The organism is Georgfuchsia toluolica, from assembly GCF_907163265.1.
Taxonomy (GTDB): Bacteria; Pseudomonadota; Gammaproteobacteria; order Burkholderiales; family Rhodocyclaceae; genus Georgfuchsia; species Georgfuchsia toluolica.
The window spans coordinates 565,772-585,483 of record NZ_CAJQUM010000001.1 but is presented as its reverse complement, the minus strand read 5'-3'; the positions used below and the strand labels follow the sequence as shown (position 1 = coordinate 585,483).

19 protein-coding genes are annotated in these 19,712 nt (G+C 58.4%); 12 read left to right on the top strand and 7 right to left on the bottom strand.

Going from position 1 to position 19,712, the window contains the following annotated elements:
• Positions 1-576 (top strand): DUF2946 family protein, encoded by a 576-nt coding sequence (locus K5E80_RS02795; RefSeq protein ID WP_220634726.1) that lies wholly within the window; start codon positions 1-3, stop codon positions 574-576.
• 52 nt (positions 577-628) lie between these two features.
• Here the strand turns inward: K5E80_RS02795 and dtd are convergent, their stop codons facing one another.
• The gene (gene dtd, locus K5E80_RS02790; protein WP_220634725.1) at positions 629-1,081 is read right to left on the bottom strand and encodes a D-aminoacyl-tRNA deacylase; all 453 of its coding nucleotides are present in this window, start codon (positions 1,079-1,081) and stop codon (positions 629-631) included.
• A 220-nt stretch (positions 1,082-1,301) separates the two neighbouring features.
• The gene (locus tag K5E80_RS02785; RefSeq protein ID WP_220634724.1) at positions 1,302-1,985 is read right to left on the bottom strand and encodes an SDR family oxidoreductase; all 684 of its coding nucleotides are present in this window, start codon (positions 1,983-1,985) and stop codon (positions 1,302-1,304) included.
• Positions 1,986-2,511: 526 nt separating this feature from the next.
• Here K5E80_RS02785 and K5E80_RS02780 point away from each other — a divergent pair.
• The 5 genes from K5E80_RS02780 (at position 2,512) to K5E80_RS16905 (ending at position 6,704) form a co-directional block, all read left to right on the top strand.
• On the top strand, positions 2,512-3,126 hold the full coding sequence (locus K5E80_RS02780; RefSeq protein ID WP_220634723.1) for an ATP-binding protein: 615 nt from the start codon (positions 2,512-2,514) through the stop codon (positions 3,124-3,126).
• Positions 3,123-3,437, top strand: a complete 315-nt coding sequence (locus K5E80_RS16655) for a hypothetical protein (RefSeq protein ID WP_246590841.1) — start codon at positions 3,123-3,125, stop codon at positions 3,435-3,437. Before K5E80_RS02780 ends, K5E80_RS16655 begins: the two co-directional genes overlap by 4 nt.
• Positions 3,326-4,600, top strand: coding sequence for a response regulator (locus K5E80_RS02775; protein ID WP_343213259.1), 1,275 nt, complete (start codon positions 3,326-3,328; stop codon positions 4,598-4,600). The genes K5E80_RS16655 and K5E80_RS02775 overlap by 112 nt, the downstream gene beginning before the upstream one ends.
• A gap of 225 nt (positions 4,601-4,825) precedes the next feature.
• Positions 4,826-6,490: an energy-dependent translational throttle protein EttA gene (gene ettA / locus K5E80_RS02770; protein ID WP_220634721.1), complete on the top strand. Its 1,665-nt coding sequence runs from the start codon at positions 4,826-4,828 to the stop codon at positions 6,488-6,490.
• A 79-nt stretch (positions 6,491-6,569) separates the two neighbouring features.
• Positions 6,570-6,704 (top strand): hypothetical protein, encoded by a 135-nt coding sequence (locus K5E80_RS16905; RefSeq protein ID WP_281420173.1) that lies wholly within the window; start codon positions 6,570-6,572, stop codon positions 6,702-6,704.
• Between the two features lie 80 nt (positions 6,705-6,784).
• Here K5E80_RS16905 and K5E80_RS02765 read toward each other — a convergent pair whose 3' ends face one another.
• Both K5E80_RS02765 and K5E80_RS02760 read right to left on the bottom strand, forming a co-directional pair.
• The gene (locus K5E80_RS02765; protein WP_220634720.1) at positions 6,785-7,198 is read right to left on the bottom strand and encodes a VOC family protein; all 414 of its coding nucleotides are present in this window, start codon (positions 7,196-7,198) and stop codon (positions 6,785-6,787) included.
• A 57-nt stretch (positions 7,199-7,255) separates the two neighbouring features.
• Positions 7,256-7,702: an SRPBCC family protein gene (locus tag K5E80_RS02760; RefSeq protein WP_220634719.1), complete on the bottom strand. Its 447-nt coding sequence runs from the start codon at positions 7,700-7,702 to the stop codon at positions 7,256-7,258.
• A gap of 166 nt (positions 7,703-7,868) precedes the next feature.
• Here K5E80_RS02760 and lon point away from each other — a divergent pair, with 166 nt between their 5' ends.
• From lon to K5E80_RS02735, 5 genes are all read left to right on the top strand, one after another.
• Positions 7,869-10,328, top strand: a complete 2,460-nt coding sequence (gene lon, locus K5E80_RS02755) for an endopeptidase La (protein WP_220634718.1) — start codon at positions 7,869-7,871, stop codon at positions 10,326-10,328.
• 360 nt (positions 10,329-10,688) lie between these two features.
• On the top strand, positions 10,689-11,726 hold the full coding sequence (locus K5E80_RS02750) for an HlyD family secretion protein (protein WP_220634717.1): 1,038 nt from the start codon (positions 10,689-10,691) through the stop codon (positions 11,724-11,726).
• Positions 11,726-13,555 (top strand): ATP-binding cassette domain-containing protein, encoded by a 1,830-nt coding sequence (locus K5E80_RS02745; RefSeq protein ID WP_220634716.1) that lies wholly within the window; start codon positions 11,726-11,728, stop codon positions 13,553-13,555. The genes K5E80_RS02750 and K5E80_RS02745 overlap by 1 nt, the downstream gene beginning before the upstream one ends.
• Before the next feature lie 47 nt (positions 13,556-13,602).
• Positions 13,603-14,709, top strand: coding sequence for an ABC transporter permease (locus tag K5E80_RS02740; protein ID WP_220634715.1), 1,107 nt, complete (start codon positions 13,603-13,605; stop codon positions 14,707-14,709).
• 5 nt (positions 14,710-14,714) lie between these two features.
• The gene (locus tag K5E80_RS02735; RefSeq protein WP_220634714.1) at positions 14,715-15,824 is read left to right on the top strand and encodes an ABC transporter permease; all 1,110 of its coding nucleotides are present in this window, start codon (positions 14,715-14,717) and stop codon (positions 15,822-15,824) included.
• A gap of 380 nt (positions 15,825-16,204) precedes the next feature.
• Here K5E80_RS02735 and K5E80_RS02730 read toward each other — a convergent pair whose 3' ends face one another.
• A complete protein-coding gene (locus K5E80_RS02730; RefSeq protein ID WP_220634713.1) occupies positions 16,205-16,600 on the bottom strand; it encodes an MAPEG family protein in 396 nt (131 codons plus the stop codon).
• A gap of 293 nt (positions 16,601-16,893) precedes the next feature.
• On the opposite strand from K5E80_RS02730, the gene K5E80_RS02725 reads away from it, so the two are divergent.
• Positions 16,894-17,715 carry an alpha/beta hydrolase family protein gene (locus K5E80_RS02725; protein WP_220634712.1) on the top strand — a complete coding sequence of 274 codons (822 nt, stop codon included), beginning with the start codon at positions 16,894-16,896 and terminating at the stop codon, positions 17,713-17,715.
• Between the two features lie 112 nt (positions 17,716-17,827).
• On the opposite strand, the gene aceB is transcribed toward K5E80_RS02725, so the two are convergent.
• Both aceB and K5E80_RS02715 read right to left on the bottom strand, forming a co-directional pair.
• A complete protein-coding gene (gene aceB / locus K5E80_RS02720; RefSeq protein ID WP_220634711.1) occupies positions 17,828-19,471 on the bottom strand; it encodes a malate synthase A in 1,644 nt (547 codons plus the stop codon).
• Between the two features lies 1 nt (position 19,472).
• Complete coding sequence (locus K5E80_RS02715; protein WP_220634710.1) at positions 19,473-19,694, bottom strand: hypothetical protein; 222 nt, start codon at positions 19,692-19,694, stop codon at positions 19,473-19,475.
• Positions 19,695-19,712 lie beyond the last annotated feature (18 nt).

The following is a 19,712-nucleotide window of genomic DNA, read 5'->3' as shown; positions in this document are numbered from 1 at the left end:
GTGGCTGACCCGGCTATTGCGGCGCTTGCACGCTGGCCGAATGTGCCCCACGTTTACGGCTGGCTTTCGCTCGACCGGCGCGGCCAGTGGCGCCTGCAAGGCAGTCCGATCACCAATCCGCACATCACAGAGTTCATCGGCCGGAATTACGCAAGCGATGAACACGGCGCGTGGTTCTTCCAGAACGGTCCGCAACGCGTCTATGTGAAGCTGGATTACACACCCTGGATATTGCGCATCGGCGAACAACAAATGCTGACCACTCACACTGGACAGGCCATTCAAGCGGCCAGTGCCGCGCTGCTCGACGAATCCGGCAATCTGCTGATCGCTTTCGAGCGCGGCATCAGCCTGGTCGAAGATCACGACCTGCCCGCCCTGCTCGACGCCCTCCACGATCCGGCAGGCAAAACTGCCGGCGAAGAGGCGCTCGTGTTTGTCATGTCGAGAGAACGCGTACCGCTCACGCTGGATTGGCAAGCGCTGCACCTGCCGCTGGCGCCAGTGCGCAGCAGCGATATCCCGGCGCGTTTCGGTTTCATCGCCGACCCGCAGCCCGCCCCTGATCCGAAATAAATTTGTAACGCATCCATCAAGGTGTCATGACGAGCGACACGAACTGCACGTCCTACTCCGGATTACGCGAATCGATGGCGATGGTCACCGGCCCGTCATTGACCAGGCTCACCTGCATGTTGGCGCCGAAGGCTCCGGTCGGGACCGGCCGGCCCAGCGCCAGCGAGACCTGATCGACGAAAGCATCGAACAAGGGACGCGAGATGTCGCCTGCGGCTGCCCGGCCCCAGGAAGGTCGGTTGCCTTTTTTGGTCGAGGCATACAGCGTGAATTGGGAAACGGCGAGAATGTCGCCGCCGATGTCGGCAACGCTACAATTCATTACGTCCTGCTCATCGGAAAACACCCGCAGCTTCACCAGTTTCTGCGCCATCCAGTGCGCATCGGCGGGCTGGTCCGCCGCCTCGAATCCGGCCAGCACCAGCAGACCGACTCCGATCTGCCCGATAACTCCGTCTTCGACACTCACGCTTGCCTGCTTGACACGCTGCACGACCACTCTCATTCCGTATTACCTCGCTCCTGGAGACGCCATGGTAGCGATTATCGACGAACCAAGCGAAAGGCTGCTTCGGCCAAGGGCGACGGTCATCGGCTCGGCGATAACTTCCTCGATTGACCGCTTTCCAAACGTATTGCCGAATGAGTACAATCAGCCACGACCAGACAGTGAGATTTTTTCTTCATACCAGTCACCCACGGCATTCGTTGCTATGAAACGGCCATTAGCGCGTAACCCAACCCCCGCTCATTGGAAAAACCTGTCCTACAAAGCAGTTGGCAGCATCGCTGCATAAATATGCAGCAAATGCTGCATCCTCATAGGGGGTAACTAGGCGTCCAAGCGGAACTTGCCACTTAAGCCTTTCTTTGAATGCTGGAAGCAACTGAACTTCTAACGGGAAATAAGTTGGATTTTCGACAAAGTTTTGGGCAATCGCATTAATTTGTATGCCATAGCGGGCAACTTCTACGCCAACGGCCTGGATATAGGAAAGTTGTGCGCCTCGGGCTGCAGCATAGCTAGAACGGTTAGGCATTCCTTTGAGAGCGGAGGCACTACCCATTAACAGTATCTTGCCTGATTTGCGTTCAAGCATTTGTGGTAATACCGCCTTCACCATCTGTTGCATAGGATTTACCATAGTATTGAAGACGCCTTGCCATTCATCCTCACCCACCTGTTCTACTGGTGTACTCGGAGCTGGAGTCGAAAGATTCAGCACTAGTGCGTCGATGCGTCCTGCGGATGCAATAAGCTGCTGAGGCTGGCCCTGCTCGGTCAGCAGACTTGAGTCAGCGATAACCTCCGCACCAAAATCTCGAAAACAGTCGCACAACGCCGGTCCCATAAACTCTTGGGACTGAGTAATTAATACTCGCATCCCCACAAGATTAATTCCGCGCATTTAAATGCTCCCATAATGTCTAACAGGCTCAATGGCTTTCCAATTGCCCGGGACGACGCCAGGAAAATATATCCCAGCAGCTGCAAAGTACCCAATTACCGTACTGGAGTAATCGTCATCAACTCCAAGCGGAAAAATACACTAGCATAACCAACAAAGGCTTCGTAAGACTTGGGGTTTGGTGCGAAGGTCTGCTTTTATTTTAGACCAGTGTCGGCAATGGGCACGATCCCGACGTAGCGTAAATATAACCTGCCGTTCGACGCCATTTCCAAGTCTCCGAATGGTCGAGAAAGCGTCCTTGTCACGCTGCCGTTGAACCCACTATCTCTCCGGCGGCACACCGGCCATCTTGCAGGCGCGTTGTTTGGCCGCCATGTAGTCGCTCCTGCCCGGCGAGAACAACCGCCTTTTGCGCCAACAAAGCAAGATAGCGTTGCCGGATTCAAGTCTGGCTTGGGTGTGTCGTTAATGGAACATTACCAAGCTGGTCAATCAGGCTGGCAATATCCTTATGGGGGCCGGAATGGGCGACCACTTGCGCGCCGCAGACGTACTCGCCTCGGGCATTCACGATGCCAAGAACCGCCTGTTTGCCATTGGGGCGAAGGAAAATACCGATAGCTGCGACTGGGCCGAAATACAGAAATCGCTGTTGGAGGTTGCCTTCCATCTCGACCGTACCCTTACCGCTTATCGCCTGCTCCGGTACGAAAACATGGCCGCGGTGGTTCCGGTCTTCATACCGCATCTGGTTGAGGATGTGCTGGTCCGTTGCCAAACGCAGACTCGCGTCCGCATCAGCACCGAGGTAGGCTTCCACGGCGAATGGCCGCTGTCGCGTAAACTGGTGGAGGAGACGTTGATCAATGCCTTGCAAAACGCCGGCCGTTTCGCCCGGTCGCTCATTCGATTGAGTATTTACAAACACGACGACACGCTGGTGTTCAAAGTCAACGACGACGGCCCTGGATTCGACGACAAGACATCGAGCGGGCACAGCGTGGGACTCTATATTGCCGAGCGAATTGCCCAGTTGCACAATTACCTGTCCCACGATGGCACGACGCGGCGCGGCAAGCTGGTGCTCGCCAATGGAGGTGAACTGGGAGGTGCCCTGTTCCTGCTGGAACTGCCATGACCAGCGAAAACGAGATCGGCGTCCTGCTGTCGGTAGCGGTACCGCCGGTGACTCGATGGCGCAGCGAAGCCCCAATCACCTTCGACAAGCAGCGCTTCCTGGTCATCGACGACCAGCCCGCTTCGCGGCAAAGTTTGCGTATTTCCATACTTGCCATGGGGGTGTTTCCGTCGGCTTTGTCGCCAGCCAGAATGAGGCTCTGTACCAGATTTCCCACCGCCATATGCCTTCGGTCATCCTCTGCGACTATGACCTGGGAAAAGGCCGCAATGGCCAGCAGTTCCTTGAGGAAGTACGAATCGGAAAACTGATTCCGGATGAAACGATATTCATGATGGTCACCGCCGAGCGGTCCTATGAACAGGTGGTTGCAGCCGTGGAACTGGCTCCCGACGACTACATACTCAAGCCCTTCACGCCGGAGGCCTTGCGCCTGCGCCTCGACCGGTTGGTCCGCAAGAAACTTTTCTTCACCAGGTTCTTTGGCCACAAGCGCAGCAATGATATCGATGCGGCCGTAGCTGAGCTGGACGCGTTGCAGGCCAGACCCGAGGGCGCCATCTACCGATTTGAAATCATGCGCAGCCGCGCCGAGGTGCTGCTCCACGCAGACCGTATCGACGAAGCACGGTCAGCCTACGAAACCATCCTCGCTATCCGCCCCTTTCCATGGGCCAAGGCCGGCTTGGCGCGGTGCCTTGCGGCAATTGCCGACAATCACAACGCACGGGCGCTGTTGGAGGAAGTCATCGAGGTGGCCCCTGACTATCTCAGTGCCATAGATCTCCAGGCCTCGGTCTGCACCGCCCTGGGTGACTACACCGAGGCTCAGCGCATGCTTGAGTTGGGCGTCTCACGCAATCCGGCTAACTGGAAGCGACAACGGAAACTGTCTGATGCGGCAGTGGCCAACGGCGATATGGTTACCGCACGCAAGGCAATGGACACCGTGATCCGCCTTGCCAACACGCCAGGCGCTTTGGGGTCGGCCGATCTGATAGCGATGGCCCGACTACAGGCGGAAAAAGGCGATGCCACTGCCGCCGCGGCTACACTGGCCCGGATTCCGGAGGAGCAGCAGAAAGATCTGGAGCATGCACAGCGTCTTTCGCTGATCGCTGTACGCACCGTGATAGATCCGTCAATGAAAGCGGATTTTGAATCCCAGCGCCCCACCTTCTTCGCCGTTGAACAACCTGGTGCGGAATTGGGGATTGACGTAGTTTGTGCCGCGCTATGCATCAATGACATCGAACTGGCAACCAAGTATGCGGCGCGCTTGCTGACCTGCACCGACACACTGAAGACATTCCAGCCGTTACTGGCCGCATTCACGAAGGCGGGGCAGGAGAACACGCTGCGCCAAGTCCAGAAAGCCGCCGCGCAAACGCTTATCGAGCGACAACATATGCATTTGACACAAACTGCCGCCATCCCACGTGGATTTCCTCCAGTCATTCCGGACGTAGCGTGAGCGGCGAGCCGGAATACCCTGAAGGGCACACATCCAGGGATGTTCCGTGAACAAAGACACTGAATCCCCGCCTGCGCGGGGATGAGAGGCAAAGATTGGTGCTAATAGGCGATTCCTGTGATTTCAAACACAGCGATACTCAAGCAGGTTTTTGGTTTCATTGCCGACCCGCCGCCCATCAACCTCGGTTAAGCTTCGCGCTTTCCGAACCAACCAGAAAAACACATGGCCCAATACGTAATGTCTATGCTCCGCGTGAGCAAGACGGTTCCCCCCAAGCGCACCATCATCAAGGACATCTCGCTTTCCTTCTTTCCCGGCGCCAAAATCGGCCTGCTCGGCCTGAACGGCTCGGGCAAATCCACGGTGCTGCGCATCATGGCGCTGCGAGACAAGGAATTCGACGGCGAAGTGCAGCACCAGCCCAACCTCAACATCGGTTACCTGCCGCAGGAACCGCAGCTCGACCCGGCCAGGACCGTGCGCGAGGAAGTCGAATCCGGCATGGGCGAAGTGATGCAGGCGCAACAAAAGCTCGAAGAAGTCTATGCCGCCTATGCCGAGGAAGGCGCCGACTTCGACAAGCTGGCCGAGGAACAGGCGCGGCTCGAAGCCATCATCGCCGCTTCCGGTTCCGACACCGAGCATCAGTTGGAGATCGCCGCCGACGCGCTACGCCTGCCGGCCTGGGACGCGAAAATCGAAAATCTCTCCGGCGGCGAGAAGCGCCGCGTCGCGCTATGCAAGCTGCTGCTGTCGAAGCCCGACATGCTGCTGCTCGACGAGCCGACCAACCACCTCGACGCCGAATCGGTGGAATGGCTGGAGCAGTTTCTGGTGCGCTTTCCCGGCACCGTGGTCGCCGTCACCCACGACCGCTACTTCCTCGACAATGCAGCGGAGTGGATTCTCGAACTCGACCGTGGCCATGGAATTCCGTGGAAGGGAAACTATTCGTCATGGCTGGAACAGAAGGAAGCGCGCCTCGAAACCGAGAACAAGCAGATCGACGCCCACATGAAGGCGATGAAGCAGGAGCTGGAATGGGTACGGCAAGGCGCCAAGGCACGCCAATCCAAAAGCAAGGCGCGCCTCGCCCGTTACGAGGAAATGGCCAGCACCGAATACCAGAAGCGCAACGAGACGCAGGAAATCTTCATCCCGCCCGGCGAGCGCCTCGGCGACAAGGTAATCGAATTTCATAATGTCACGAAGGCCTTCGGCGAGCGGCTCTTGATCGACAACCTCTCCTTCATCGTACCGCCCGGCGCCATTGTCGGCGTGATCGGCCCCAACGGCGCCGGCAAGACCACGCTGTTCAGGATGATCCGCGGCCTCGACGAGCCCGACTCGGGCGAAATCGTCATCGGCCCCACGGTGAAGATCGCCTCGGTCGACCAGTCGCGCGAAGGTCTTGCCAATGACAAGACGGTATTTGATACGATTGCTGAAGGCGCCGACATCCTCACCGTCGGCAAATTCGAAATGCCCTCGCGCGCCTACATCGGCCGCTTCAACTTCAAGGGCGGCGACCAGGGCAAGATCGTCGGCAACCTCTCCGGCGGCGAACGCGGCCGCCTGCACCTGGCCAAGACGCTGATCTCCGGCGGCAACGTGCTGCTGCTCGACGAACCCTCCAATGACCTCGACGTGGAAACCCTGCGCGCGCTGGAAGACGCGTTGCTCGAATTCTCCGGCTGCGTGCTGGTGATCAGCCACGATCGCTGGTTCCTCGACCGCATCGCCACGCACATCCTCGCCTGTGAAGGCGATTCGCAATGGACCTTCTTCAACGGCAATTACAACGAATACGAAGAGGACAAGAAAAAGCGCCTCGGCGAGGAAGGCGCCAAGCCGAAACGTATCCGCTACCGCCCGATCAGCCGCTAGACGGGCAGCCTTTTCCTGTGCGGCGGCATATACTTAAAACCGCCATTACGCCGCCGCCCATCAACAAGGAGCAATGACCATGTCCAAAGTACAGAAGAGCAACAAGGAAACCAAGAAGCAGCCAGCGTTGAGCAAGAAGGAAAAGAAGGCTGCGAAAGATGTCAAGAAACACTCCAAGGATACGATGCAGCCCTTCATGGTTCCCAAGGATTAACCCATTCCCAGCGCCGCATGCGCTTGAATGTCGTTTTCACTTGGTAGGCGAGACAGCGGTATTTCAGCGCACTCGCCGCCTCAGGTTTTCGCTGGCACAATAATCATCCACGACACGCCAAAGCGGTCAACCACCATACCGAAACAGGGCGAATAGAAAGTCTTGCCCAGCGGCATATGCACCTTACCGCCAGCCGACAGCGCATCGAAGCGCTGCCTTGCTTCGGCTTCGCTGGCCGCTTGCAACGACAGCGAGAAACCCTGGAAGTCGGGATGGCCCATGCAATCGTCGGACATCATGACCGAACCATCGCCGATGTGCAGACTCGCATGCATCACCTTGTTGTCAAAGCCCGCGTGCGTGCCGGGCGGCATCGGATCAGGACTCTCTTTGTAGCGCATCAGCATCTCGACCTCGGCGCCAAGCGCCTGGCGATAGAACTCAATCGCCTCCTCGCAGCGACCGTCGAAAAACAGATAGGGTTGAACCGGCATGATTGTCTCCTTGGTTAATCCGTTGCGTAGTGCGCCTTCGCTTATGGTTATCTCCTTCTAGTCGGGAATCTCGGGCTCGACCAGCCGCGCCAGATGGTCGAGCGACTCCTGCCAGCCGAGGTAGCAGAACTCAGGCGGAATCGCCTCGGGGATGCCTTCCTGCACCACGGTCATCTCTGTGCCGCAGACGACCGCACGCAGTTCCACGGTGGTCAGCATCTCGCCTGGCAGCTTGGCATCGTCGAATTTGTCCGTGTAGCGAATGCGCTGGCTGGGAACAAGTTCGAGATAAGTGCCGCCGAAGGAATGGCCGTTGCCGGTGCTGAAGTTGGTAAAGGCCATGCGGAACGTGCCACCGACCTTCGCCTCCAGATGCTCCACCTTGCAGGTGAAGCCATTCGGTGGCAGCCAGCGCGCCACCGCATCGGGATCCAGATAGGCACGGTAGATTTTTTCGGGTTTTGCACGCAGCACGCGGTGCAGGCGAACGGTGTTGGTGGGCATTGGTGTCTCCTGTTGTTTCCATTGGGGGTTGATGCTTTTTTATGGTCGGACGGCTATTGCGCCACAGCCGCCGCGAATACACATGGCTCTGGAACTTGGCGAATCCGCCCCTATATTGTAGGTATGAGGATCAACATTAAAAACCATACCCTGATGGAGCTTACTCATGCCCTTACATGACCGATTGGCTGGAGCAGAGACCCACCGCATTCCCTCGCAAGTGGAAGGCAACACGCCCCCGCAGCAGACAGAAGGCGCATCGGCGCCGCAAGACGGCACGCGCAAATCGCGGCCGTTGCCCGAGGATGCGCTCGCCATCTTGCCGGTACGCAACATGGTGCTCTTCCCCGGCACCGTGGTGCCGCTCAGCATCGGCCGCAGCCGTTCGCGCGCCGCCGCGCAACTGGCCATGCACACGCAGCACCCGCTGGGCGTGCTGTTGCAGCGCCAGGGCGATAACGATGAACCCGGGCCCGACGACCTGCACTGGGTCGGCACTACCGCCAGAATAATGCGCTACGTCACCGCGCCCGATGGCACGCACCATCTCATCTGCCAGGGCGAGGAGCGTTTCCGCGTGCTCGAATTCCTCGAAGGCTACGACTTCCTGGCCGCGCGCGTGCAGCGCATCGCGGACAGCACGCAAGCCGACAAGGAGATCGAAGCGCGCGCTTTGTCCTTGCGGCAGCGCGCCATCGAGATACTCCAGCTTCAGCCGGAACAGGTACCGGAAGAAATGATCAACGGCCTGCAATCGATCGAGTCGCCGTCGCGGCTGGCCGACCTTGTCGCCGGCCTGATGGATGCCGGCATCGAAGAAAAGCAGTCCCTGCTCGAAACTTTCAACCTGCGCACACGCCTGGATCGCCTGCTCGACATCCTCTCACGCCGCGCCGAAGTGCTGCGCCTGTCACACGAAATCGACGAACGCACCAAGCAATCCATCGGCGAAAAAGGCCGCGAGCACATGCTGCGCGAACAGATGCGCACCATCCAGCAGGAGCTCGGCGAAGGCGACGAGAATGCCGCCGAACTGGAAGAAGTGGCCAAAGCCATCACTGATGCCGGCATGCCCGAGGAAGTCGAGAAACAGGCCCGCAAGGAACTCAAGCGCCTGCAGCGCATGCCCGAGGCCGCGGGCGAGTATTCCATGGTGCGCACCTATCTCGACTGGCTTATCGAATTACCCTGGAAATCCCCGGACGCGCCGGCGATCGACATCAATGAGGCGCGTCGCACGCTCGACCATGACCACCACGGCCTCGACAAGATCAAGAAGCGCATTCTCGAATATATCGCCGTGAAGAAACTCAACCCTACCGGCAAGGCACCCATCCTCTGCTTCGTCGGCCCGCCCGGCGTCGGCAAGACCTCGCTCGGTCAGAGCATCGCCCGCGCCACCGGGCGCGAGTTCGTGCGCGTGAGCCTCGGCGGCACGCACGACGAGGCCGAAATCCGCGGCCATCGCCGCACCTACATCGGCGCCCTGCCCGGCAACATCATCCAGGGCATGAAGAAGGCCGGCACGCGCAACTGCCTCATGATGCTGGACGAAGTGGACAAGCTCGGCATGGGCGGCTTCCAGGGCGACCCTTCGTCGGCGCTGCTCGAAGTGCTCGACCCCGAACAGAATTCGACCTTCCGCGACAACTACCTGGCGGTGCCCTACGACCTTTCGGCAGTGATGTTCATCTGCACCGCCAATGTGCTCGACACCATCCCCGGCCCGCTGCGCGACCGCATGGAAGTGATCCACTTGCCCGGCTACACCGCGCAGGAAAAACTGCAAATCGCGCGCCGCTACCTGCTTGCACGCCAACTCTCGCGCAACGGCCTGCAGCCGGCGCAGTGCGAGATCACCGACGCCGCGCTGCTCAGCATCATCGAGGACTACACGCGCGAAGCCGGCGTACGCAATCTCGAACGCGAGATCGGCTCGGTGTGCCGCCATGTCGCGCTGCGTATCGCCGAGCTTGCCGACAATAGCGGCACAGAGCGCATCAACGTGGACGTGGCCGAACTGCCTGTCATACTCGGCCCGCACCAGTTCGAGGCCGAAATCGCCATGCGCACTGCAGTGCCCGGCGTTGCCACCGGCCTCGCCTGGACGCCGGTGGGCGGCGACATCCTGTTCATCGAAGCCGCGCGCATGCCGGGCAGCGGCAAGCTCATCCTCACCGGCCAGCTCGGCGACGTGATGAAGGAAAGCGCGCAGGCGGCGCTATCGCTGATCAAGGCGCGTGCGGCGGAACTGGGACTCGATGCCGGGCTGCTCGGAAAGTCCGACATCCACGTGCATGTGCCCGCCGGCGCCACGCCCAAGGACGGGCCCAGCGCCGGCGTCGCCATGTTCACCGCCCTCGCCTCGCTGCTCACGCAACGTCCAGTACGCAGCGACGTGGCGATGACCGGCGAGATCAGCCTGCGCGGGCTGGTGCTACCGATCGGCGGCGTGAAAGAGAAAGTGCTCGCCGCGCTGCGCGCCGGCATCAAGACCGTGCTGCTGCCCGCCCGCAACCGCAAGGATCTGGAGGACATCCCCGCCGAAGCGCGCGAGAAGCTGGAATTCCTCTGGCTGGAACATGTGGATGACGCGCTGACGGTGGCGCTGTCGAAAGATGGCTAAGGAAACGCTGAATAAGCCGCCGCAAAACTCAGCGGTAATTTGCCCTTTGCTGTATCATGACATTGGCAAGTCCCATGGCGGCTTACTGATATAGCTGCCGCCCACGAGAATTGGCTGTCAGACAGCAGGTGGGCCATTGCCGCCGCTGCACCACGGCATGGTGTGAGAGCGGTGATCTTCGGCTTTTAGAGCGAAATAGCTTTGATTCATGTCAATATCGGCAATTCGACGCCAGAAAAAAAGTGTGGGAATTGCGGCGGGCTGACACTCATGGATGCACATTATGAAACAGCTATACTTCATGTCACAAAGATGTTGCATTTCAGATTTACATCTGCTGTTTGAAATGAGCAAGGCCAAATGAAACGCAAAATAGGTATTCTGCTCCTCGTGATTGCCATTTTCGGTACGGCTGGCGGCTATTTCTGGCAATACACGCATAATCATGAACCGCCAGCCCACGTGCTTACGCTTTATGGCAACGTCGACATCAGGCAGGTGCAGCTGGCATTCAATGGATCGGACCGGATCGATCGCATGCTGGTCAAAGAGGGAGAGACCGTTCGCCAAGGGCAGCTCCTTGCTTCGCTCGATACTACCCGGCTGCAACAAAATGTCGCATTACTGGAGGCGCAACAGGCTGCGCAGCATCAAGTGGTTGCCCGTCTCAAGGCAGGCAATCGACCGGAAGAAATTCGAAAGGCACGTGCGGATGAAGACGCCGCCAGGATTGAGGCCAACAATGCCGAGCGGACTTATCATCGATTGAATGATCTTGTCGCCCGGAACTTCGTCGCCAAGCAGCAGGCAGACGACGCCAAGGCTGCGGCAGATGCCGCACATGCCAAGTACGAAGCAGCGCAAGCGATGCATCGACTTGCCGAGTTGGGCCCGCGTATGGAGGATATCGCCGCCGCCAGTGCTACTCTCAAAGCAAATGGGGCGGCGCTTGCGATTGCCAGCAGACAACTGGCCGATGCTTCACTTTATGCGCCTGCCGATGGTGTCATTCAAGACCGGATTCTTGAGCCGGGCGACATGGCTTCACCTCAACTTTCCGTATATACCCTGGCCCTGACCGATCCAATCTGGGTGCGCGCGTATGTGCAGGGATCGGACATGGGCAAGATTCACAACGGTATGCGCGCCGAGGTCACCACAGACAGTTATCCCGGCAAGCGCTATCGTGCATGGCTGGGATATATTTCGCCCAGCGCCGAATTTACACCGAAATCGGTGGAAACGACGGAAGTCCGATCCAACCTGGTTTATCAGTTGCGGGTGTTTGTCTGCAACTCGCAGAATGAACTGCGCCTCGGCATGCCTGCAACGGTGAATATTGTGCTGGATCAATCCCAGTCCGTTGCTACTGAAATACCGCCTTGCCCGAGCCAGTAATGCCGCAAGGCACCGCCATACTTTCGACAAGCCTCCATTTCCCATCGGATCGGGGGGGTGACATCGTACTGGACATCGATCAGCTCTCCAAGAATTTTCATTCGAACGGGCGCGTGGTTCAGGCGCTCAACAATGTCAGTTTTCGGGTTCAGCACGGCAAGGTGACCGGCCTTATCGGCCCGGACAGCGCCGGCAAAACGACCCTCATGCGCTTGGCTGCCGGCTTGCTGGTTCCCGATAGCGGCAGCATCAAGGTGCTTGGTAAAAATGCCGCCACCCAGTCACTTCAGGTTCAAGGCAGCATCGGATACATGCCGCAACGTTTTGGCCTTTATGAAGACCTGACGGTGCAGGAGAATCTCGACCTCTACGCTGACCTACAGGGCGTTCCGGTCATACATCGTGCGGATCGCTATCAGGAGTTGCTACAGATGGCGGGACTTGAACCATTTACCGGGCGCCTAGCCGGACAACTCTCCGGAGGCATGAAGCAGAAGCTCGGGCTGGCCTGCAGCCTGGTGCGCCAACCCGCTTTGCTACTGCTGGATGAGCCGACCGTCGGCGTGGATCCGCTGTCGCGGCGCGAACTGTGGGCCATCGTCAATCGGCTGGTTCGCAATGAATTCACCACCGTGCTGCTGAGCACCGCCTACCTGGATGAGGCGGAACGCTGCGACGAGATATTTCTGTTGTATGACGGGCAACTCCTTGATCAGGGCGATCCGAAAGCATTGCGCGACCGCATGCAAGGCAGAACCTGGTCCGTCACCGCAGAAAGTCTGTTCAAGCGATCGCTGCAGGCGCATTTGTCGCATGCACCCGGCGTGGTGGACGCACTGGTTCAGGGCGAGCATGTGCGTCTGGTGATGGAGGATACGACGCCCCCCGATCTGGAAGCGATACTGCCCGGCATGCAAAACGTCAGCGTGGCCAAAGTGGCGCCTCGCTACGAGGACAGCTTCATCGCCCTGCTGAAGGGCCAGCCCCATCCGGACGGCGCCACCTTGCCTCAAGCTACGCCTCCACAGGCATTGTCATCCGCAAAGACAGCCGATGGCGGAGCAATCATCGAAGTGGATCAACTGGAGCGCCGTTTCGGCAGTTTCCGCGCCGTCAAGAACGTCAACTTTGCCGTAACGCGCGGCGAGGTCTTCGGCTTGCTGGGCGCCAACGGCGCCGGCAAGACCACTACCTTTCGCATGCTGTGTGGTCTGCTGCCGCCCAGCGCCGGCAACCTGAGGGTGGCCGGCGTCGATCTTCGGAATGCGCCTGCTGCGGCGCGTGCACACATCGGCTACATGTCGCAGAAATTCTCGCTGTATGGGCACCTCAGCGTCATCGAAAACCTGCGCTTTTTCAGCAGCGCCTATGGCTTGTCGCGCAAGCGGGCCGAGCAGCGCATGCAATGGGCAATGACGGAGTTTGCCCTGGCACCGCTGGCGAATACGGTCAGCGGCGATCTCTCGCTTGGCTACAAGCAGCGCCTGGCACTGGCCTGCGCCCTGATGCATGAACCGGACATCCTGTTTCTGGATGAACCGACATCGGGCGTCGATCCCCTCGCGCGCCGCGAATTTTGGCAGCGCATCGATACGCTGGCCGAGCAGGGCGTCACCATCATGGTGACCACCCATTTCATGGAAGAAGCCGAATATTGCGATCGCCTTGCCATCATGGTGAGCGGTGAAATCCTGACCATCGGCACCCCGACCGCGATCAAGCTTCAGGCCCGGACCGAGGCCGTGCCCGACCCGACCATGGAAGATGCCTTCATTGGCCTGATCGAAGCGCAGACCCAGGCCAACAGTCAAATGGTGCCCAGCGCGTGAACGATCGCCCACATCAAAACAGTTCGGAAGCGCCAGGAAAATTCGGCATGCGTTTGCGCGGCCTGATTCGCAAGGAATTCCTGCAGATTTTCCGCGACCCAAGCAGCATCGGCATCGCTTTTCTGATGCCCGTGGTCTTGCTGCTGCTGTTCGGTTATGGCGTTTCGCTGGACTCGGAATCGATCCCGGTGGCCCTAGTGGTCGAACAGCCGAGCGCGGACACCGCCAGCTTCACCGCAGCGTTCCACAAGTCCCGTTATTTCGTGCCCACTTCATACCCCACCACCCGGGCCGCTGAAGCCGACATGATGGCAAGCCGCGTGAAAGCCATCGTCGTGTTGCGCCAGGACTTTGCACAACGTCTGCGGGGGCGGGGCAGCGCGCCGATTCAATTGATCGTGAACGGGGTCGATGCCAACACGGCCCGCATCATTTCGGGTTATGTCGAAGGCGTATGGGGTACATGGCTGGAGCATGTCGCCCTGGCACGCGGCCAGTCGCTGGCCACGCCGGTGCAGATCGGGCAGCGCGTCTGGTTCAACAGCGAACTGCGCAGCCGCAATTTTCTGGTGCCGGGTCTGGTCGCGATCATCATGACGCTGATCGGCGCCCTGCTGACGGCGATGGTGATGGCGCGCGAATGGGAGCGCGGCACCATGGAAGCGCTGATGGTGACGCCGGTGACCATGAACGAAGTGATTCTGGGCAAACTGATCCCCTACTTTATTCTGGGGATGGGCGGGCTGGCGCTTTCCGTAGCCATGGCGCTGTGGCTGTTTGATGTACCGCTGCGCGGCTCGCCCTGGCTGCTGCTCGGCGCATCGGCGCTGTTTCTGCTAACCGCGCTGGGCATGGGCCTGTTCATTTCCACCGTCGCCAAAAGCCAGTTCGTCGCCGGGCAGATCGCGATCATCACGACCTTCCTGCCAGCATTCCTGCTGTCCGGATTCATTTTCGATATCGGCAGCATACCCCGCATCGTGCAAACCCTTACGCATGTCATTGCAGCCCGCTACTACGTGGCCATTCTGCAAACAGTATTTCTTGCCGGCAATGTATGGAGCGTAATTCTACCCAACCTGTTGGGTCTGGCCGTATTGACCGTGATCTTCCTCGGTCTGACTTACCGCAAATCCCGCAAGCGCTTGGAGTAGTCCTGATGTGGAGACGCATTCTCGCCCTGACGATCAAGGAGTTCCTGACGCTGCTCAAGGACAAGCGCAGCCGTGTGGTCATCATCGTGCCGCCGCTGATCCAGTTGATCGTGTTTGGCTACGCCGCCACCTTCGATCTGAAACAGGTACCGTTTGCCGTCTTCAATGAAGACAGCGGTATCGTTTCACGGCAGGTAATCGCGGCCTTTCGCGGCTCGCCCAGTTTTGAGGAAGTCGAGCAGCTGACGCAGGACAGGGAGATTGTGCCGATGATCGACAGCAAGCAGGCGCTGCTGGTCATTCGTATCGGGTCACGCTTCAGTGCAGAGGTGCTGAACGGACATCCCGCGCCGATCCAGATCATGGTTGACGGACGCAATTCGAATACGGCGCAGCTGGCAGTCAACTATGCGCAACTGATCATCAAACAGTTCAATACCGACTGGGTAGCCAGCCACGGTGGCAGGCCGCCGCCGGCAGTGATCGAAACACGGGCCTGGTTCAATCCCAACCTGGAAAGCCGCTGGTTTTTTGTGCCAGGCATCGTCGGCCTGCTGACGCTGCTCGTCACCATGCTGGTGACGGCTCTGTCTGTAGCACGGGAGCGCGAACAGGGCACGTTTGACCAGTTGCTCGTTACGCCCCTGCGGCCGGTTGAAATCCTGCTGGGAAAGGCATTGCCCAGTTTTGTGATCGGCATCGCCGAAGCCACTGTGATCATTCTGGTTGCCGTATTCTGGTTTCATGTCCCGCTGTTGGGCAGTTTGCTGACGCTGTATACCGGCATCGTGTTGTTCCTGCTGTCAGCAATCGGTCTGGGCCTGATGATTTCGTCGCTCGCCGTCACCCAGCAGCAGGGATTGCTAGGGGCTTTTTTCTTCATGGTGCCCGCCATAATCCTGTCCGGATTTGCGACTCCGATCGAAAATATGCCGTCGCTGGTGCAGGATCTGACCTTGCTGAATCCCCTGCGATATTTTTTGGTGGTGCTGCGGGGGGTATTTCTGGAGGGCACTCCGTTCCATCTGCTGATCCACCCGTTTGTTGCAATGGCGTCGATTGGTGCGGTAGCTCTGACGAGTGCGGCATGGCTGTTCAGGCACAGAATGTATTGAGACCATTAACCATCGAATCAGCGAGCCTCAAATTGAAATTTTTCTCTGGCATAACTGAGTTGGTTTTGCTTGCAAAATGGGTCGCTTTTGTTGAGGGCTCTGCCAAGAGATCACCAAAGCCGCTTTTCAGTATGATTTTCTGGCATACATCCGGCGACGAACCCGTGGTAGCCGTCAGAGTCCCGTGAGTCCAACGGCGGCAATTGCCGAGGATTGGGCTGGATTACTACAGGGGCGAGCGGCAGGTATCTGATGAGTTGCCAGCCGTTCGAGCGGCTCAATTTTTTTGGGTCGCTACGCCCGCACCTGGCCGACTTCTGCCTCATGAGAAAGGTAGTCCATGGACACATGGAGCTAACAGTTATATATGCTAAACAGATTCAGTGCAACATCACTCTTCCAACACCCCATAGAGCTCCAAGCCACAGCCCGACAAATGCCAGGAAAGAGAGACCGTATCCGCCGCTTCGTTTGACTGGGTCGCTCATATAAGCAACCGCATACCATACACGGGCGCCAAGCCATATGATTCCCATTACGCCGGCACCCCGGTCGCCGATATATCCTGCGTATATCCACAAGGCGGGCAACAACAGTGCTGCACTTTCCAAAGTGTTCATTTGAACGCGGAACGCGCGCTCGAACATCGCATGTCCCGTCACTGCGGGGGCTTTGATGCCATAGCGTTCCCTGGCACGTCCAACATTCACTCCTGTAACAGCCATAAGCAAGAGCACCAGCAGGGTAACCAATGAAGCCAAGGGGAAGGAAGTCATAACGTAATCCTTGAATAATTAGGCCAGTTTCTTCCATACACAACCGCCTGCCATCGCACAGGCATGGCCAAGCAACTCATCAGCAGTACTATAAATCGATTGACATGGATACCATTCATGGCCTTGGAACTTCTTGTTGATACAGGAGCAACAGTATTGCTGACTTGAGTCTTTGAGTGTAATTTCCAATTGCATGCATGAGTGACAAGAGTCTGACACGCTGACAGGTGGATTGCACTTCATGCGCACTCGACCGGTATATTTAGACAAAAAAAGGCCAAATTAACAACGTCATGAGTCCAAAAACCAATAAAGGCGTCGTGATTGCCTCAACCGCGCTCCTGGCGACCTGGGCGGGGATTCTCGCAACCCTGCTAGTGAAACAGGATACGCTGGCGTTTCCGGGTTCGCGCACCTTGGTACCACCCACATCGGATGCCTTGCACAATGCAGATGCCCGCCTTCTATCTGTTCTTGCCGACGATGGACGTTCTATCCAATGCTTCACTGTCGGTGCGCACGAATCGAAAAACATCCTCCTGGCTTTTCCGGGCAATGGCGGTGACGCACTGGAATACGCTACCCGGCTGCGTGAGGAGCTATTGTCTTACGCCCCGGCAGCATCGTTCTGCGTGATTGCACCTCACTATCGGGGCTACGGCGCCACGGGCGGACAAGTTAGCGGTCCCGCCATGGCTTTGGATGCGCAGGTGCTTGCACGTACGCTCCAGCCGCGCGCCATCTTCGGTCGTTCATTTGGGGCCGGCATGGCGGCGCTGGCGGCTACGGCGTACCCAGTACCGGCATTGGTCGTGTCCCCCTGGGACTCCCTGACCAAAGTCGCACATGACTACTCCCATGGCATTGCACCGCTGCGGATACTCAAGAGATTTTTCCGACATGGAATCGATGTCGATAGCGCGGTCGGGCAAGCAGCCTCGCCGATTCGCTGCCTGGTCTTCGCCCACGACGTCGTCATTCGGAAGGAGCGTTCGCGGGCGTTCTTTGAAGCCTGGTCAGGCCCTAAAACCTGGGTGGAGCTAACCGGAGAACATGAAGACGACATCCGGCTATCGTCTGCAGACGCCGAGTTTTTGCTGAGTACTCTAGCCTGATTTCCAACTCGCTGACCCACGTCAAGCAATGTCTTGCGTCATCAAAACTCCAATGGGGAAGCTCCTCGTAATGTATACGCGGCATGATAAACCATGGCCATTAAGCAGTAACTCACATGATCATTTCATATGCCGGCAATGTCAGGAATTCCGTGTATTTGTCGCTGGTCGTAATTTGCTCGAACAACCGCGCCGCGTTTTCGTACTGGCCTGCGTTCCAGCCTTTCTCGCCAAGCAGAGTTCGGATTCGCGGCAACTCTTCGGCGAGCAGTTGACGGAACAGAAGCTCGGTCACCTTGCGACCGTCGTCGAGCACGCCTTTGGGATTCCTGATCCATTGCCAAATCTGCGAACGTGAAATTTCGGCGGTGGCGGCATCTTCCATCAGGTTGAACACCGGAACGCAACCGTTGCCGGCCAGCCATGAGCCCAAATACTGCACGCCCACGCTGATGTTGTTGCGCAGTCCTTCTTCGGTAATCGGTGTTTCTGGCTCGAACTGGAGCAGATCTCGCGCAGTGACGTTGACGTCGTTTCGCTGGCGCTGGATCTGGTTTGGCGTGGGCATATGCCGGTCGAAAATCTCTTTTGCAATGGCAACCAGGCCGGGGTGAGCCACCCATGTGCCGTCACAGCCATCGGTAACTTCGCGCAACTTGTCCGCGCGCACTTTTTCCAGGGCTGCTTCGTTTGCCGCCGGATCATTCTTGATCGGGATCTGTGCTGCCATGCCGCCCATCGCGAACGCGTTGCGACGATGGCAGGTTTTGATCAGCAAGAGGGCATATGCGCGCAGGAACGGTGCCGTCATCGTCACCCGCGCGCGATCGGCGAGGCAGAACTCGTGACGGGAGCGAAATTTCTTGATGCAACTGAAAATGTAGTCCCAGCGCCCGATGTTAAGGCCGGCCGAATGCTCGCGCAGTTCGTAGAGTATTTCGTCCATTTCGAACGCAGCGAGCACGGTTTCGATCAGCACCGTCGCCTTGATGGTGCCTTGCGGGACGCCCAACATGTCTTGCGCCGCGATAAAAACATCGTTCCAGAGCCGTGCTTCGAGATGGCTTTCCATTTTCGGCAGGTAGAAGTAGACGCCGCTGCCGTTGGCGATACGCTGCTTCGCGTTGTGAAAGAAATAGAGCGCAAAATCAAAAATGGATCCCGCGACCGCATCGCCATCGATTTGAACGTGTTTTTCCAGGAGATGCCAGCCGCGTGGCCGCACCAGCAGCGTCGCCGTTCGCTCGGCCAGCCGGTAGCTTTTCCCTTCCGTGCTGGTGTAGCTGATAGTGCCATCGATGGTGTCGCGCAGATTGATCTGGCCCTGAATGAGGTTCTCCCAGGTCGGGGTATTCGAATCCTCGAAGTCTGCCATGAAGACGCTGGCGCCGGAATTCATGGCGTTGATCACCATCTTGCGTTCCGTCGGACCCGTGATCTCGACGCGGCGGTCCTGCAGGTCCGCCGGACACGGCGCAACAGTCCAGCTTCCGCTCCGGATATGCGCAGTGTCGGGCAGGAAATCCGGCAGCATGCCGGCGTCGAATTCCATCTGCCTTCGCGCGCGCGCCGCGATGAGTTCGCGGCGGCGCGACTCGAAGGTGCGATGCAGCCTGGCGACAAATTCAAGCGCGTCGTGAGTCAGTATCTCTTCGAAACGTGGCAGCAGGGGAGCGTCTATTCTGACGCCCTTCGGCAGATTGAAAGACATTGGCGCCCTCCGGCTCAGCGCCGCGGTATTCTTGGCGTAGTTCATTTTAATCCTCCGGCACCAGCTCTGCCACGTCTGCTTCGATGGTGATGCCGAGCTGCTTTTGCGCGTCGGTATCGATGATGGCGTCAATATGTGCCCGTACCGCATCCCATGAATGGCAGTCGCCGTTGCTCTCTGTCAGGTCATTGACGAAGTTGATGATAGCCTCGGCCTGGGCATTGCGGCGGTTCTGGTTGCAATTGGCATAGTAGGTGGTGATGGTCATGATGTTCTCCTTTAAGGA